The organism is Paraburkholderia phytofirmans PsJN, from assembly GCF_000020125.1.
GTDB lineage: Bacteria > Pseudomonadota > Gammaproteobacteria > Burkholderiales > Burkholderiaceae > Paraburkholderia > Paraburkholderia phytofirmans.
This window is the reverse complement of sequence record NC_010681.1, coordinates 3,996,342-4,012,627: the sequence shown is the minus strand read 5'-3', so window position 1 is coordinate 4,012,627 and position 16,286 is coordinate 3,996,342. Positions and strand designations below refer to the sequence as shown.

Genomic DNA, 16,286 nt, shown 5'->3' with positions numbered 1-16,286 from the left:
TTATGCAAATGACTTCCCCCCAAACCGCCGACGCGCTCACGCTCTACGGCCAGACCTTCGCGAGCCGCGTGCTGCTCGGCACCTCGCGTTACCCGTCGCTGCAATCGCTGTCCGATTCCATCGACGCCGCGCGGCCCGGCATGGTGACCGTCGCGCTGCGCCGGCAGATGAACGAGGGCGGCGCGGAAGCCGGCTTCTTCGATCTGCTGAAGCGCCATGGCGTGCCGCTGCTGCCGAACACGGCCGGCTGCCTGACCGTCGGCGAGGCGGTGACGACCGCGCATATGGCGCGCGAAATCTTCGAGACCGAGTGGATCAAGCTCGAACTGATCGGCGACGACTACACGCTGCAGCCCGACCCGGTCGGTCTGATCGAAGCGGCGGCACAACTGGTCAAGGACGGCTTCAAGGTGCTGCCGTATTGCACCGAAGACCTGGTGATCGGCCGCCGTCTGCTGGACGCCGGCTGCGAAGCGCTGATGCCGTGGGGCGCGCCGATCGGCACCGGCAAGGGCGTGATCAACCCCTATGGGCTGCGTGTGTTGCGTGAGCGTCTGCCGGACGTGCCGCTGATCGTCGACGCCGGTCTCGGCGTGCCGTCGCACGCGGCGCAGGTGATGGAATGGGGTTTCGACGGCGTGCTGCTGAACACGGCCGTGTCGCAGGCCACTCACCCCGACGCGATGGCGCGCGCCTTCGCGCTGGGTGTCGAAGCGGGCCGCCAGGCTTTTCTGGCGGGACCGATGGCCGAGCGCGAAAGCGCGCACGCGAGCACGCCGGTGGTCGGCATGCCGTTCTGGCATCAAGACGGGAGCGCCGCATGACGCAGACTTTGACATTGAAAGACCGCGACCTTTTCTGGCCGCCTGCCGACGAACTCACCGAAGCCGCCGAGCGCATCCGCGCCCGGCTCGGCGACTGGCCGCCGACGCACGCGCCGTGGCGCATCTGCCTGACCGCGCCGGACGAGCCGAACGGCGGCGATCTGATCGTGATCGCCGACGCGCAGCAGCATGGCGAGCAGGTGGCGCGCTGGCTGGTACGGGGCGCCGGCGTGATCGAAGCCGCCGAGGACAAGGCCACGCTGCATCTGGGCGGCGAAAAATACCGTCTCGAAGGCCATCTGGCGGAAGACTGGGTTGCCGCGCTGGCGGCGTTCCTCGACTGCGGTTTCGACCCGCATGACGCGCTGGTGCTGGCGCTGGCCTGGCGCGACGGCGACGAAACCCGTGCCGACGACGCTTTTCCCGCCGATCTCAGCCATTTCCCGCGACTCGCCGGCTTGCCCGACGCGCTGGCGCAGGCGTTCCCGCGCTGCCCGGACCGGTTGGGGCTTTATCCGGTTCTGCCGACGGCGGAGTGGGTCGAACGCGTAGTGGGCTTCGGCGTGAAGACGGTGCAGTTGCGCCGCAAATCATCCGAACCCGCCGAAGAGCTGAAGCGTGAAATTGCCCGCTGCGTGGCCGTCGGCCGTCAGCACGACGCTCAGGTGTTCATCAACGACCATTGGCAGGCCGCGCTCGAGGCGGGCGCATACGGCGTCCATCTGGGTCAGGAAGACGTGCATACGGCGGATCTCGCCGCGCTCGCCGCGGGCGGCGTCAGGCTCGGCCTGTCGACTCACGGTTTCTACGAGATTCTGCGAGCACTGCATTTCCGGCCAAGCTACATTGCTCTGGGTGCGGTGTTTCCCACCACCACCAAGGTCATGCCGACCGCGCCGCAGGGTCTACGGCGTCTAGCCCGTTACGTGCGGCTGCTCGACGGCGTCGTGCCGCTGGTGGCGATCGGCGGAATCGACCTGCAGGTGTTGCCCGACGTGCTGGCGACGGGTGTCGGTTGCGCGGCCGTGGTGCGGGCGGTAACGGAAGCGGCGGATCCGGCTGCCGCCGTTTCTGCATTGCAACAAGGGTTTACGCGATAATCGTCATGATTAGTTAAGGGACAGGGCACCCCCACGGCAACTTTTGCACGGTGGCCCTATAATTCGCCTTCCGTGTAAAAGGACTGTCAGTTTCGTGTCTTCCTCCCCCGAGACCTTACTCGAGCTGCGTGACGTCGACTTCGGTTATGGCGACCGGCTCGTCCTGTCGAACCTGAATCTGCGCTTCAAGCGCGGTCAGGTGGTCGCGGTCATGGGCGGGTCGGGTTGCGGCAAGACCACGGTGCTGCGCCTGATCGGCGGCCTGGTGCGCGCGCAGCGCGGCCAGATCCTGTTCCAGGGCCAGGACATCGGCCGGCAAACGCGTGACGGCCTGTACGCGCTGCGTCGCAAGATGGGCATGCTGTTCCAGTTCGGCGCGCTGTTCACCGACATGTCCGTGTTCGAAAACGTCGCCTTCGCGCTGCGTGAACACACCGACCTTCCCGAAGAACTGATCCGCGATCTCGTGTTGATGAAACTCAACGCGGTCGGCCTGCGCGGCGCGCGCGACCTCGCGCCGTCGGAGATTTCGGGCGGCATGGCGCGGCGCGTGGCGCTGGCGCGCGCCATCGCGCTCGATCCCGAACTGATGATGTACGACGAGCCGTTCGCCGGTCTCGATCCGATCTCGCTCGGCATCACCGCGAACCTGATTCGCGCGCTGAATCAGGCGCTTGGCGCCACCTCGATCCTCGTCACGCACGACGTGCCCGAATCGTTCGCGATCGCCGATTACGTCTATTTTCTCGCCAACGGCGGGGTTCACGCCGAAGGCACGCCCGCCGAATTGCGGGCCTCGACCGATCCCACCGTGCGTCAGTTCATCGACGGCGCACCCGACGGTCCTTTCAAATTTCACTATCCCAGCAAGACGCCGCTCGCGGCGGACTTCGGCATCGGCGGAGGTCAGTCATGATCAGTGCGATCGGCCGCTCGGTGATCGGCGGGCTGGGCACAGCCGGCTACGCCACGCGCTTTTTCTTCCGGCTGCTGCTCGAGTTTTTTCCGTTGTTGCGCCGTCCGCGTCTTGTCACGAAGCAGATCCACTTCGTGGGTAATTATTCGCTGGTGATCATTGCGGTGTCGGGGCTGTTCGTCGGCTTCGTGCTTGGCTTGCAGGGCTACTACACGCTGAACCGCTACGGCTCCGAGCAGGCGCTCGGCCTGCTGGTCGCGCTGTCGCTCGTGCGCGAACTCGGCCCGGTGGTCACGGCGCTCCTGTTCGCCGGGCGCGCGGGCACGTCGCTCACCGCCGAGATCGGCTTGATGAAGGCCGGCGAGCAACTGACCGCAATGGAAATGATGGCCGTCGACCCGGTCAAGGTGGTGGTCGCGCCGCGTCTGTGGGCCGGCATCATCTCGATGCCGATCCTCGCGGCGATCTTCAGCGCGGTCGGCGTGTTCGGCGGCTATGTGGTGGGCGTGCTGCTGATCGGCGTCGATGCCGGCGCGTTCTGGTCGCAGATGCAAGGCGGCGTCGATGTCTGGCGCGACGTTGGCGCGGGCGTGATCAAGAGCGTGGTGTTCGGCCTTGCGGTGACGTTCGTTGCACTGTTTCAAGGCTATGAAGCCAAGCCGACGCCGGAAGGCGTGTCGCGCGCCACGACCAAGACGGTCGTGTACGCGTCGCTCGCGGTGCTCGGCCTCGATTTTCTGCTGACCGCACTGATGTTCAGCTAAGACTGCGTTGCATGTTTTCCGCCGGCGGCGCGTCACTGGGCGCACGCGGCGGGGAGTATCGGCGGCGTGGCGGATTCACTTTGGGATGACGATGAAAAAGACTGCTGCTCTCGACTTCTGGGTCGGCCTGTTCGTGGTGCTGGGTTTCGTGGCGTTGCTGTTTCTCGCGCTGAAGGCCGGCAACATGAGCTCGTTGTCGTTCCAGCCGACCTATCCGGTCAAGCTCAAGTTCGACAATATCGGCGGACTGAAGGCCCGCGCGCCCGTGAAGAGCGCGGGTGTGACGGTCGGCCGCGTCGCTTCGATCGGCTTTGACAGCAATGCATATCAGGCGCTCGTCACGATCGACCTCGACAAGCAATACCAGTTTCCGAAAGACACCTCGGCGAAGATTTTGACCTCGGGGCTGCTCGGCGAGCAATACATCGGGCTCGAACCCGGCGGCGACAGCGAAATGCTCAAGGCGGGCGACACCATCTCCATGACGCAATCGGCGATCGTGCTGGAAAACCTCATCGGCCAGTTTCTGTACAGCAAGGCCGCGGATTCGGGGGCGTCCAAACCTGGCGCGGCGGCGGGTGCTCCCACGCCGGCGCCTTCCGCAGCGCCTGCAGCGTCGAGCTTGCCCGCCTCCGGCGCGGCCGCTCAATAAGGAGAATAAGAATGCAGACCACACGCATCAGCGGCGCGCGCGCCTTCCAGGCCGGTAAGCTGGCGGTAGCCGCAGCGCTGCTCGCCGGCTGTACGACTGTGCAGACGCCGACCCCGGGCGATCCGCTCGAAGGCTTGAACCGCACGATCTTCACCGTCAACGACAAGCTCGATCAATACGCGCTCAAGCCCGTCGCGAAGGGCTATGTGTTCATCACACCGCAGCCGGTGCGCGACAGCGTGACGAACTTCTTCTCGAACATCGGCGACGTCTACATTGCGGCGAACAACTTGCTGCAGTTGAAGATCACCGACGGCGTCGAAGACATCATGCGAATCGTGATCAACACGGTGTTCGGCGTTGGCGGTCTGTTCGACGTGGCGACGCTCGCCAAGCTGCCCAAGCACGACAACGACCTCGGCCTCACGCTTGGCCACTACGGCGTGCCGGCGGGCCCATACCTCGTGCTGCCGCTGTTCGGACCGAGCACTGTGCGCGACGCGGTCGGCTCGATCGGCAATTACTATGTGAACCCGCTCAGCTACATTCATCCGGATGGGCTCAGCTGGGCGCTGTACGGCCTGAACATCGTCAACACGCGGGCGAATCTGCTGAACGCCGGCGACGTGCTGGAAGGCGCCGCGCTCGACAAATACTCGTTCGTGCGTAGCGCGTATCTGCAACGCCGTCAGTACCTGTTGTCGGACGGCAAACAGTCGCAGGCGCTGCCCAATTATGGCGACGAAGCGCCGCTGCCGAAGTACGACGACGTCGACAGCGGAGCCGCCGATGCGCCGGCGGGCGCCGCGGGCACGCAGGGTGCTGCTGCCGCGAAGGCGGCGCCGGCTTCGGATGCGACCGCGGCAACGCCGCCGCAAGCGGCGTCGGGCACCGCGGCCGCGCCTGAGGCTGCTTCGGGCACGGCCGAATCTCCGCCGCTGGACCTGAACGGCGGTCCTGAAACGACTCAGATCCCGGCCGGCCAACTGGTTCCGCCCACGCGCTTTAACTTTCCGTCATTCAAATTGCGTTGATCGTGCACCCGTAACAGATCGATACGACTCTCGCAGTTTGCGCATGGATTGCTGCTGAACTCGCGTGTTAATGTCGGCTCAAACGGTTGCACTATCTTTTAAGGCAAGGCTCCAAATGAAAAAATTCTTCCTGATTCCGCTGTTCGCCGCGTTGTTCTCGTTTGCCAGTGCCGGTGCATCGGCACAGACGGTCGACACCAATTCGCCTGACGGCTTGATCAAGACCGTCACCCAGCAGGTGATCGACGCAATTCGTGCAGACAAGTCGATCCAGCAGGGCGACATCTCGCACATCACCAAGCTGGTCAACGAAAAGATCCTGCCGTACACGGATTTCCGCCGCACCACGCAGCTGGCCATGGGCCGCAACTGGCGCACTGCGTCGCCGGAGCAGCAAAACGCGGTGGTCGAGCAGTTCAAGATGCTGCTGATCCGTACGTACTCGGGCGCGCTGGCTCAGGTGCGCGATCAGCAGATCCAGTACAAGCCGTTCCGCATGAACCCGGACGACACCGACACGGTGGTGCGCTCGGTCGTGATGAACAACGGCTCGCCGATCGAACTCGACTACCGTCTGTACAAGACGCCGCAAGGCTGGCGCGTGTATGACATCAACGTGCTCGGCGCATGGCTGATCCAGGCGTACCAGCAGCAGTTCAACGAGCAGATCCAGCAGAAGGGCGTGGACGGGCTGATCCAGTTCCTCACGCAGCGCAACCAGCAACTCGCCGCGGGCAAGCAGTCGTGAGCGAAGTGTTGAGCCCCGTCGTCAGCCGCTTCGAGTGCGGCGCGACGCTGACCCACGCGAGCGCGACTGCCGCGCTCGCGGCGGGTTTGCAGCGTATCGCGGCGGGCGCGAACGGCGTGGACTGCGCACCGCTCACGCAGTTCGATTCGTCCGCGCTGGCCGTCCTCCTCGCGTGGCAGCGTGCCGCCCAGGCGCGCGGCGCCACGTTCGAGATCGTCAACCTGCCGGCTGGTCTCGCCAGCCTTGCACAAGCCTACGGCGTCGATACCCTCATCGGCGCGCGACATTGACGCTCTAACGCGTCATCTCCGAACACCTCCTACTGAGATAGGGCCACAGATTTTTGCCCTATAATCAAACGTTTTTTGGGGCACCTAACCGGCCCCAATTCCGTTCCTTCCAAGCATTTGCGCGCCCTCTCAGGGCTCCTTTAGGCGCCGCGACGCACGCGGCCCATAGTCATGTCAGCCATAGAAATTCGTAACGTCAAGAAGCGCTACAAGGATTTGCAGGCGCTCAAGGGCGTCAGCCTCACAGTTGAAGAAGGCGAGTTCTTCGGACTGCTCGGTCCGAACGGCGCGGGCAAGACAACGCTCATCAGCATCCTCGCCGGGCTCGCGCGCGCCGACGAAGGCAGCATCGCGGTGCGCGGCCACGACGTGGTCAGCGATTTCCGCGACGCGCGTCGCGCGCTCGGCGTGGTGCCGCAGGAACTGGTCTTCGATCCGTTCTTCACGGTCCGCGAAACCTTGCGCATCCAGTCCGGCTACTACGGGCTGCGCAACAACGACGCGTGGATCGACGAGATCATGGCCAATCTCGACCTCACCGACAAAGCCGACGCCAACATGCGCGCGCTGTCGGGCGGCATGAAGCGTCGCGTGCTGGTCGCGCAGGCGCTGGTGCATCGTCCGCCGGTGATCGTGCTCGACGAGCCGACCGCGGGTGTGGACGTCGAATTGCGGCAAACGCTGTGGAAATTCATTTCGCGCCTGAACCGCGAAGGCCACACCATCGTGCTGACCACGCACTACCTGGAAGAAGCCGAATCGCTGTGCGACCGCATTGCAATGCTGCGGCGCGGCGAGGTGGTGGCGCTCGAACGCACCAGCACACTGCTGCAACGCTTTGCCGGCATGCAACTGTTCCTGCGGTTCGCGCAAGGCGTCTTGCCGGCCGATCTGCGTCCGCTCGAGGTGGAAAGCGGCACGGGCAACGGCAATGGCCGCCAGCATCTGCTGCGTCTGGCGAGCTATGACGACGTCGAGAAAATTCTCGCGCAGTGCCGCGCGGCGGGCTGCGTATTCGAAGAAATCGAGGTCCGCAAAGCCGATCTCGAAGATGTGTTCGTTCAGGTGATGAACGGTCCGGAAGTGATCGAGGGGCTTGCATGAGCGGTTTTCGTACGCTGTTTTACAAAGAGCTTCTGCGGTTCTGGAAGGTGGCGTTCCAGACGGTGCTGGCGCCGGTCATCACCGCGCTCCTGTATCTGACGATTTTCGGCCACGCTTTGCGCGGTCACGTTGAGGTCTATCCGGGCGTCGAATACACGAGTTTTCTGATTCCGGGTCTCGTGATGATGAGCGTGTTGCAAAATGCGTTTGCCAATAGCTCGTCGTCGCTGATCCAGTCGAAGATCACGGGCAACCTGGTGTTCGTGTTGCTGCCGCCGCTGTCGCACTACGAGATGTTCGGCGCTTATGTGCTCGCGGCCGTGGCGCGCGGGCTGGCGGTCGGCTTCGGCGTATTCATCGTGACGATCTGGTTCGTGCCGGTCAGTTTCAGCGCGCCGCTCTACATCATTCTGTTCGCGATTTTCGGCGCGGCGATTCTCGGTACGCTCGGTTTGATCGCCGGTATCTGGGCCGACAAATTCGATCAGCTCGCGGCGTTTCAAAATTTTCTGATCATGCCGCTCACGTTCCTCTCCGGCGTGTTCTACTCCACGCACACGCTACCGCCGGTATGGCGCGAAGTGTCGCGGCTGAATCCCTTTTTCTACATGATCGACGGCTTTCGCTACGGTTTCTTCGGGATGTCGGATATCAATCCGCTCGCGAGCCTTGCGATCGTTGCCGGTTTCTTTGTGGTGCTGGCCGTGGTGGCGATGCGCATGCTCGCCTCCGGCTACAAACTGCGCCACTGATCAGGAGCTTCTCTTATGTTGCCGACTCCCGAACAGGTCAAGCAATACATCGCGGCTGGGCTCGCCTGCCAGCATCTCGAAGTCGAAGGCGACGGCCAGCATTTCTTTGCGACCATCGTTTCGCCGAGCTTTGAAGGCAAGCGTCTGATCCAGCGACATCAACTCGTGTATGCGGCGCTCGGCGACCGTATGCGCGAAGAAATCCACGCGCTCAGCATGAAAACGCTGACGCCCGCCGAATGGCAGAACGCGTAATCTGGAAATTTAGTGCGAATTACTCAAGAAGGGCGTGACGCCGGTAGCGGCGCGCCGAACACAGTCAAAGCAGCCCCGGCCGAAGTCCGGGTCAATCAGGAACTGACAGGCATGGATAAACTCGTCATTGAAGGTGGCTACCCGCTGTCGGGTGAAGTCGTCGTCTCGGGTGCGAAGAATGCGGCGTTGCCGATTCTGTGCGCGAGTCTGCTCAGCGCGGAGCCGGTGCATCTGGAAAACGTGCCCGACCTGCAGGACGTGCGCACGATGCTCAAGTTGCTCGGCCAGATGGGCGTGCAGATCGAAAGCGGCGATGGGCGCGTGTCGCTGAACGCGTCGAAGGTGGATAACCTCGTCGCGCCGTACGAAATGGTGAAGACCATGCGCGCGTCGATCCTCGTGCTCGGCCCGCTGGTCGCGCGCTTCGGTCACGCGCGGGTTTCGCTGCCGGGCGGCTGCGCGATCGGTGCGCGTCCGGTAGATCAGCACATCAAGGGCCTGCAGGCCATGGGTGCTGAGATCACGATCGAGCACGGCTTTATCGAAGCGCGCGCGAAGCGTCTGAAGGGCGCGCGTATCGTCACCGACATGATCACCGTCACCGGCACGGAGAATCTGCTGATGGCAGCCGTGCTGGCCGAGGGCGAGACCGTCATCGAGAACGCGGCGCGCGAGCCGGAAGTCGGCGACCTTGCGCATTTGCTGGTCGCGATGGGCGCGAAGATCGAAGGCATCGGCACGGATCGCCTCGTGATCCAGGGTGTCGACAAGCTGCATGGCGCGAAGCACACGGTGATTCCGGATCGGATCGAAGCCGGCACCTTCCTGTGCGCGGTAGCGGCGGCAGGCGGAGACGTCACACTGCGTAAAGTGCGTCCGCTGATTCTCGAAGCGGTCACCGAAAAGCTGCGCGAAGCCGGCGTCACGGTCGAAGAAGGCGACGACTGGATGCGCGTGCGCATGGACAAGCGTCCGAGCGCGGTCACCTTTCGCACCTCCGAATACCCGGCGTTCCCGACCGACATGCAGGCGCAGTTCATGGCGCTGAACACGATCGCGACGGGCACTTCGCAGGTCGTCGAGACGATCTTCGAAAACCGCTTCATGCACGTGCAGGAATTGAACCGCCTCGGCGCCAACATCACGATCGACGGCAACACCGCGCTCGTGACCGGCGTCGAACAGCTTTCGGGCGCGAAGGTGATGGCGACCGATCTGCGCGCCTCCGCGAGTCTCGTGATCGCCGCGTTGCGCGCCGACGGTGAAACGCTGATCGACCGGATCTATCACCTCGACCGTGGTTACGACCGCATGGAAACCAAGCTCACCGCTCTCGGCGCGAAGGTGCGCCGGGTCTCGGGGAGCCAGGCATGAGCGCCATGCCGCAAACTTCGTCGTCGCCGGCAGTGAGCGCACCGCTCACGCTGGCGTTGTCGAAAGGGCGTATCTTCGAGGAAACGTTGCCGCTGCTCGCCGCAGCCGGCATTGAAGTGGCTGAAGACCCGGAAACCTCGCGCAAGCTGATTCTGCCGACCACCGACGCGAACCTGCGCGTGATCATCGTGCGCGCCACCGACGTGCCGACCTACGTCGAATACGGCGCGGCGGACTTCGGCGTGGCGGGCAAAGACGTGCTGCTCGAACACGGCGGCAGCGGCCTGTATCAACCGGTCGATCTGGATATTGCGCGCTGCCGCATGTCGGTCGCGGTGGCCGCCGGTTTTGATTACGCGAACGCGGTGCGCCAGGGCGCGCGCTTGCGCGTCGCGACCAAGTACGTTGAAACAGCACGTGAGCATTTCGCCGCCAAGGGCGTGCACGTCGATCTGATCAAGCTGTACGGTTCGATGGAACTGGCGCCGCTGGTCGGTCTCGCCGATGCGATCGTCGACCTGGTGAGTTCGGGCAATACCTTGCGCGCCAACAATCTGGTCGAGGTGGAGGAGATCATGCAGATTTCGTCGCGCCTCGTGGTGAACCAGGCGGCGCTGAAACTCAAGCGCGCGGCGTTGCGGCCGATCCTCGACGCATTCGAACGCGCGTCGAAGGCCGGCGCCGCGACGGCCTGAGTGTGAGTGTCAGCGTGACCACGTTCTAAAGCGCGCCTTACCGAAACGGATACCCGTATGTCTATCAAGATTCGCAAACTCGATTCCACCGCTCCCGACTTCCAGAAGTCGCTGCACGCGGTGCTCGCGTTCGAGGCGAGCGAAGACGAAGCAATCGAGCGCTCGGTCGCGCAGATTCTGAACGACGTGAAGGCGCGCGGCGACGCTGCAGTGCTCGAATACACGCAGCGCTTCGACCGTGTCGAGGCGAAGAGCGTCGATGCGCTCGAGTTGCCGATGTCGGAACTGGAAGCGGCGCTCGAGAATCTCGAGCCGAAGCGCCGCGCGGCGCTCGAAGCGGCGGCGGCGCGGGTGCGCGGGTACCACGAGAAGCAGAAGATCGAGTGCGGCAGCCACAGCTGGCAGTACACGGAAGCCGACGGCACCGTGCTCGGCCAGAAAGTCACGCCGCTGGATCGCGCGGGTATCTACGTGCCGGGCGGCAAGGCGGCGTATCCGTCGTCAGTGCTGATGAACGCTATTCCGGCGCGAGTGGCCGGCGTGCGCGAAATCGTCATGGTCGTGCCCACGCCGGACGGTGTGAAGAATCCGCTGGTGCTCGCGGCCGCGCTGCTGGGCGGCGTGGACCGCGTGTTCACGATCGGCGGCGCGCAGGCGGTCGGCGCGCTGGCGTACGGCACGGCGACCATTCCCGCGGTCGACAAGATCTGCGGTCCCGGCAACGCATACGTCGCGTCGGCCAAGCGCCGCGTGTTCGGCACGGTCGGCATCGACATGATCGCCGGGCCGTCGGAAATCCTCGTGCTCTGCGACGGCACCACGGACCCGCGCTGGGTCGCGATGGATCTGTTCTCGCAAGCCGAGCACGACGAACTCGCGCAGTCCATCTTGTTGTGCCCTGACGATGCGTTCATCGGCCGCGTGAAAGACGCGATCGACGAACTGCTGCCCACCATGCCGCGCCGCGACGTGATCCGCAAGTCGCTGGAAGACCGTGGCGCGCTGATCAAGGTGCGCGACATGGAGCAAGCCTGCGCGATCGCCAACGACATCGCCCCGGAACACCTCGAAATCTCCGCGCTGGAGCCGCATCATTGGGGCCAACTGATCCGCCATGCCGGCGCGATCTTTCTCGGCCGCTACACCAGCGAAAGCCTCGGCGACTACTGCGCGGGGCCTAATCACGTCTTACCTACGTCTCGTACCGCACGGTTCTCGTCTCCTTTGGGCGTCTATGATTTCTTCAAGCGTTCGAGCGTGATCGAGGTCAGCGCGGAAGGCGCGCAGACGCTCGGCGAGATCGCCGCCGAGCTCGCTTACGGCGAAGGCCTGCAGGCGCATGCCCGCAGCGCCGAATACCGGATGCGGCAAAACGGCTAAGCGTATTTGATCCGGCGCTGAAGCCGCAGGCGTCGAACCGGCGCCCGCGAATACCGGCGACGGATTGCGCGCGGTTCTTCGTTTAATAAAGACAATACAGACAACCTGGGGCGGCCCGCATGTCGCCAACGCCGGGCCGGCGTTCCTTGCGACCCGCTTCACCGACCTATGACGACACCTCAAGACATCATCCGCCGCGACGTGCTCGCGATGACGAGCTATCCGGTTCCGGACGCCACGGGCTACATCAAGCTCGACGCGATGGAAAATCCGTTCACGTTGCCGCCGGTGCTGGCCGCGCATCTGGGCGAGCATCTGGCCGGCGTCGCGCTGAATCGCTATCCGGCGCCGCGTCCGGATGCGCTGATCGAGAAGATCAAGCGGGTGATGCAAGTGCCGGCCGGCTGCGACGTGCTGCTCGGCAACGGCTCGGATGAAATCATCAGCATGGTGTCGGTCGCGTGCGCGCAGCCGGGCGCCAAGGTGCTCGCGCCGGTGCCGGGATTCGTGATGTATCAGATGTCGGCGAAGCTGGCGAATCTCGAGTTCATCGGCGTGCCGCTGAAAGCGGATTTCACACTCGACACCGAAGCGATGCTAGCCGCGATCGCCGAGCACCAGCCGGCGATCATCTATCTTGCCTACCCGAACAACCCGACCGGCACGCTGTACGACGACGCCGACATGGAGCGCATCATCGCCGCGGCCAATAAGAGCCTCGTGGTGATCGACGAGGCTTATCAGCCGTTCGCGCAACAGAGCTGGCTGCCGCGCGCCGATGCGTTCGACAACGTCGTCGTGATGCGCACGGTGTCCAAGCTCGGCCTTGCCGGCATCCGTCTCGGCTATCTGGTCGGCAAACCCGGCTGGCTGACCGAATTCGACAAAGTGCGGCCGCCGTACAATACCAACGTGCTCACGCAAGCCGCCGCCGATTTCCTGCTCGACCACGTCGACGTACTCGACTCGCAAGCGGCGCAATTGCGCGAAGAACGCACGAAACTCGCGCGCGCGGTGTCCCAATTACCGGGCGCCGAAGTGTTCCCGAGCGCCGGCAATTTCCTGCTGGTGCGCGTGCCCGACGCGTCGGTTCTGTTCGAAACGCTACTGACGGCGCGGGTTCTGATCAAAAACGTGAGTAAAATGCATCCATTGCTGGCCAATTGCGTGCGGTTGACCGTCGGTTCGCCGGAAGAAAACGCCCAATTGCTCGCTGGACTGAAACTCGTGCTGAACTGAATGGCGTGCCGAACGGCCGCGCAGCGCTTTCCCATTTTGCGGAAAGTATGCGTGGCCCGCCGTTTTCCCATCCCACCTACCTGACGCTTTCTAGCTAGATTCGAGGAATTACCATGCGCCTTGCGGAAGTCGTTCGCAACACCAGCGAAACGCAGATCCGTGTGAAGATCAATCTGGACGGCACCGGTCAGCAAAAGCTGGCCACCGGCGTGCCGTTTCTGGACCACATGCTCGACCAGATCGCGCGGCATGGATTGTTCGACCTCGAAATCGAAGCGCATGGCGACCTGCATATCGACGACCATCACACGGTCGAAGACACCGGTATCACGCTCGGCCAGGCCGTCGCGAAAGCGATCGGCGACCGTAAGGGCATCGTCCGCTACGGTCATTCCTACGTGCCGCTCGACGAAGCGTTGTCGCGCGTCGTGATCGATTTCTCGGGCCGTCCGGGTCTCGAATTCCATGTGCCGTTCACGCGTGCGCGCATCGGTACGTTCGACGTCGATCTGTCCATCGAGTTTTTCCGCGGTTTCGTGAATCATGCCGGCGTCACTTTGCATATCGACAACCTGCGCGGCCTGAACGCCCACCATCAGATGGAAACGGTGTTCAAGGCGTTCGGGCGTGCGTTGCGCATGGCCACCGAACTGGACGAACGTGCGGCGGGACAGATTCCGTCGACCAAGGGCAGCCTTTAAGCGTTCATTAGCCGGCTCATAGGCCAACTCAACTACCAGGACCGGGACCAGCGTCGAGTGCGCTCGCGCCCGGTGTGCGATGGACATTCTGAAGTCGTTTATTTCGCTGCTGGCGTTGATCAACCCGGTCGGCGCCATCCCGTTCTTCATGAGCCTGACGGCGAATCAGAGCGATGTCGAGCGGCGTAGAACCATTCGGATTGCGGCGATTTCGGTGTTCTGCGTGATCGCGATCACCACGCTGCTCGGGCAGCAGATCATCAGCTTCTTCGGCATTTCGGTCGGCTCGCTCGAAGTGGGCGGCGGAATCATCATGCTGCTGATGGCGATCAACATGCTGAACGCGCAGATCGGCAACAGCCGTTCGACGCCGGAAGAGCGCCACGAAGCCGAGCAGAAGGACAACATCGCCGTCGTTCCATTGGCGATTCCGCTGCTGACCGGCCCGGGCGCGATCAGCACCACGATCATCTACGCGGCCGGCTCGGCGCATTGGTACGACCGGATCAGCCTCGTCGCGATCGGCGCGGTGCTGGCGGCGATCTGCTTTTTTTCGCTGCGGCTCGCCGAACCGATTGCCCGCTGGGTCGGTCGCACGGGTATCAACATCGGCACGCGGCTCATGGGTTTGATGTTATCGGCGCTGGCGGTGGAATTCATCGTCGATGGATTGAAGGCATTGCTGCCTAACTTGAAATGAAAACTTCGATAGCGATTGTGGATTACGGAATGGGCAACCTGCGCTCGGTGGCCCAGGCGCTGCGCAAAGCCGCGCCGGAAGCGGACGTGGCGATCGTCGACCAGCCGGAAGCGATTCGCGCGGCCGACCGCGTGGTGCTGCCCGGCCAGGGCGCGATGCCCGACTGCATGCGCAGTCTGGCCGAGTCCGGCCTGCAGGACGCGGTGATCGAGGCGTCGCGCAGCAAGCCGCTGATGGGCGTGTGCGTCGGCGAGCAGATGCTGTTCGACTGGAGCGCGGAGGGCGGCACGCCTGGCCTCGGCCTGTTGCCCGGCAAAGTGCTGCGCTTCGACTTGGAAGGCCAATTGCAGGACGACGGCTCGCGCTTCAAGGTCCCGCAAATGGGCTGGAACCGTGTGCGCCAGGCGCAGCCGCATCCGCTGTGGGACGGCGTCGCGGACAACGCGTTCTTCTACTTCGTGCACAGTTATTACGTGGTGCCGGACAACGTCGCCCATACCTCGGGCGAAACGGTGTACGGTGTTCCCTTTACCTCGGCGGTGGCGCGGGATAACATCTTCGCGACCCAATTCCACCCGGAAAAGAGCGCCGAAGCGGGGTTGCGCGTGTATCGAAACTTCGTGCACTGGAACCCGTGAGCGCCTTTGTTCATCCTGTTGTCCTGCATCGCTCCGCCACAAGCGGAGCTTATGTCGCGCACCGCAATCGCAATACCATGCTTTCGCTGCCTCACGACGCCGCGCAAGGGCGTCGAAAGAGTTGTACTAAACTAGCGAAACGGCGTCCCAGCGGGCTGGCCCATTGCGGGCTGACCCACCAGACGCTGCCGCCGACCTTCAACCCCTTCCCAGACAACACCCGATTGCTATGCTGCTGATTCCCGCCATCGACCTGAAAGACGGTCAGTGTGTACGCCTCAAACAAGGCGATATGGACCAGGCGACGATATTTTCCGAGGAACCGGCGGCGATGGCCCGACATTGGGTCGATCGCGGTGCCCGGCGTCTCCACCTCGTCGACCTGAATGGCGCGTTCGCCGGCAAGCCGAAGAATGAAGACGCGATTCGCGCGATCATCGAGGAGGTGGGCGGCGAGATTCCCGTGCAACTGGGCGGCGGCATTCGCGACCTGAATACGATCGAGCGCTATCTGGACGACGGTTTGTCGTACGTGATCATCGGCACGGCGGCAGTGAAGAACCCCGGCTTTCTGCAGGACGCCTGCACGGCGTTCGGCGGCCATATCATCGTCGGACTGGATGCGAAAGACGGCAAGGTGGCGACCGACGGCTGGAGCAAGCTGACCGGCCACGAAGTGGCCGATCTCGCGCGCAAGTTCGAGGACTACGGCTGCGAGTCGATCATCTACACCGACATCGGCCGCGACGGCATGCTTCAGGGCATCAACATCGAAGCGACGGTGCGCCTCGCGCGCGCAGTGAAGATTCCGGTGATCGCAAGCGGCGGCTTGTCCAACCTCACCGACATCGAATCGCTGTGCGAAGTCGAAGACGAAGGCATTGAAGGTGTGATCTGCGGCCGGGCGATCTACTCGGGCGATCTCGACTTCGCGGCCGCGCAAACCCTCGCGGACCGGCTGCGCGAATCGGACGACGCCTAAGCTTGCTGTGGCGAGCCTTCAGGCTCGCCGCCCGCGTCTCGCGTTTGCGGCCGGCGGCGCGGTGAACGAATCGCCGGCAGCCGAAACGGACGCGGTCATGCACCGGCAGAGCGCCTGAGGCCGCCCGCGTGCGACTCA

General features: G+C 63.7%; 19 protein-coding genes. All 19 read left to right on the top strand.

Annotated elements, in window-relative coordinates; all coding sequences use genetic code 11:
* Positions 1 to 8 precede the first annotated feature (8 nt).
* The 19 genes from BPHYT_RS17775 to hisA all read left to right on the top strand — a co-directional run bounded on the left by BPHYT_RS17775 (position 9) and on the right by hisA (position 16,148).
* Positions 9 to 824 carry a thiazole synthase gene (locus BPHYT_RS17775; RefSeq protein WP_012434521.1) on the top strand — a complete coding sequence of 272 codons (816 nt, stop codon included), beginning with the start codon at positions 9 to 11 and terminating at the stop codon, positions 822 to 824.
* On the top strand, positions 821 to 1,924 hold the full coding sequence (thiE, locus tag BPHYT_RS37330; RefSeq protein ID WP_012434520.1) for a thiamine phosphate synthase: 1,104 nt from the start codon (positions 821 to 823) through the stop codon (positions 1,922 to 1,924). The genes BPHYT_RS17775 and thiE overlap by 4 nt, the downstream gene beginning before the upstream one ends.
* 94 nt (positions 1,925 to 2,018) lie before the next feature.
* Positions 2,019 to 2,840: an ABC transporter ATP-binding protein gene (locus tag BPHYT_RS17765; protein WP_012434519.1), complete on the top strand. Its 822-nt coding sequence runs from the start codon at positions 2,019 to 2,021 to the stop codon at positions 2,838 to 2,840.
* Positions 2,837 to 3,604: a lipid asymmetry maintenance ABC transporter permease subunit MlaE gene (gene mlaE / locus BPHYT_RS17760; RefSeq protein ID WP_012434518.1), complete on the top strand. Its 768-nt coding sequence runs from the start codon at positions 2,837 to 2,839 to the stop codon at positions 3,602 to 3,604. Before BPHYT_RS17765 ends, mlaE begins: the two co-directional genes overlap by 4 nt.
* A gap of 91 nt (positions 3,605 to 3,695) precedes the next feature.
* Positions 3,696 to 4,256, top strand: coding sequence for an outer membrane lipid asymmetry maintenance protein MlaD (mlaD, locus tag BPHYT_RS17755; protein WP_012434517.1), 561 nt, complete (start codon positions 3,696 to 3,698; stop codon positions 4,254 to 4,256).
* 11 nt (positions 4,257 to 4,267) lie between these two features.
* Entirely contained in the window at positions 4,268 to 5,290 is a 1,023-nt protein-coding gene (locus BPHYT_RS17750; protein ID WP_012434516.1) for an MlaA family lipoprotein, read from the top strand.
* A 115-nt stretch (positions 5,291 to 5,405) separates the two neighbouring features.
* On the top strand, positions 5,406 to 6,038 hold the full coding sequence (locus BPHYT_RS17745; RefSeq protein WP_012434515.1) for an MlaC/ttg2D family ABC transporter substrate-binding protein: 633 nt from the start codon (positions 5,406 to 5,408) through the stop codon (positions 6,036 to 6,038).
* A complete protein-coding gene (locus BPHYT_RS17740; RefSeq protein ID WP_012434514.1) occupies positions 6,035 to 6,328 on the top strand; it encodes an STAS domain-containing protein in 294 nt (97 codons plus the stop codon). The genes BPHYT_RS17745 and BPHYT_RS17740 overlap by 4 nt, the downstream gene beginning before the upstream one ends.
* 171 nt (positions 6,329 to 6,499) lie before the next feature.
* Positions 6,500 to 7,432, top strand: coding sequence for an ABC transporter ATP-binding protein (locus tag BPHYT_RS17735; RefSeq protein ID WP_012434513.1), 933 nt, complete (start codon positions 6,500 to 6,502; stop codon positions 7,430 to 7,432).
* On the top strand, positions 7,429 to 8,184 hold the full coding sequence (locus BPHYT_RS17730; protein WP_012434512.1) for an ABC transporter permease: 756 nt from the start codon (positions 7,429 to 7,431) through the stop codon (positions 8,182 to 8,184). Before BPHYT_RS17735 ends, BPHYT_RS17730 begins: the two co-directional genes overlap by 4 nt.
* Before the next feature lie 15 nt (positions 8,185 to 8,199).
* On the top strand, positions 8,200 to 8,439 hold the full coding sequence (locus BPHYT_RS17725) for a BolA family protein (RefSeq protein ID WP_006052280.1): 240 nt from the start codon (positions 8,200 to 8,202) through the stop codon (positions 8,437 to 8,439).
* A gap of 111 nt (positions 8,440 to 8,550) precedes the next feature.
* Entirely contained in the window at positions 8,551 to 9,813 is a 1,263-nt protein-coding gene (murA, locus tag BPHYT_RS17720) for a UDP-N-acetylglucosamine 1-carboxyvinyltransferase (RefSeq protein ID WP_012434511.1), read from the top strand.
* Positions 9,810 to 10,508 (top strand): ATP phosphoribosyltransferase, encoded by a 699-nt coding sequence (hisG, locus tag BPHYT_RS17715; protein WP_012434510.1) that lies wholly within the window; start codon positions 9,810 to 9,812, stop codon positions 10,506 to 10,508. Before murA ends, hisG begins: the two co-directional genes overlap by 4 nt.
* Positions 10,509 to 10,565: 57 nt before the next feature.
* On the top strand, positions 10,566 to 11,888 hold the full coding sequence (hisD, locus tag BPHYT_RS17710; protein ID WP_012434509.1) for a histidinol dehydrogenase: 1,323 nt from the start codon (positions 10,566 to 10,568) through the stop codon (positions 11,886 to 11,888).
* 168 nt (positions 11,889 to 12,056) lie between these two features.
* Entirely contained in the window at positions 12,057 to 13,127 is a 1,071-nt protein-coding gene (hisC, locus tag BPHYT_RS17705) for a histidinol-phosphate transaminase (RefSeq protein ID WP_012434508.1), read from the top strand.
* A 113-nt stretch (positions 13,128 to 13,240) separates the two neighbouring features.
* Positions 13,241 to 13,828: an imidazoleglycerol-phosphate dehydratase HisB gene (gene hisB / locus BPHYT_RS17700; RefSeq protein WP_012434507.1), complete on the top strand. Its 588-nt coding sequence runs from the start codon at positions 13,241 to 13,243 to the stop codon at positions 13,826 to 13,828.
* A 79-nt stretch (positions 13,829 to 13,907) separates the two neighbouring features.
* Entirely contained in the window at positions 13,908 to 14,528 is a 621-nt protein-coding gene (locus BPHYT_RS17695) for a MarC family protein (protein ID WP_012434506.1), read from the top strand.
* Entirely contained in the window at positions 14,525 to 15,166 is a 642-nt protein-coding gene (gene hisH, locus BPHYT_RS17690) for an imidazole glycerol phosphate synthase subunit HisH (RefSeq protein WP_012434505.1), read from the top strand. The genes BPHYT_RS17695 and hisH overlap by 4 nt, the downstream gene beginning before the upstream one ends.
* A 229-nt stretch (positions 15,167 to 15,395) precedes the next feature.
* Positions 15,396 to 16,148 carry a 1-(5-phosphoribosyl)-5-[(5-phosphoribosylamino)methylideneamino]imidazole-4-carboxamide isomerase gene (hisA, locus tag BPHYT_RS17685; protein WP_012434504.1) on the top strand — a complete coding sequence of 251 codons (753 nt, stop codon included), beginning with the start codon at positions 15,396 to 15,398 and terminating at the stop codon, positions 16,146 to 16,148.
* Positions 16,149 to 16,286 lie beyond the last annotated feature (138 nt).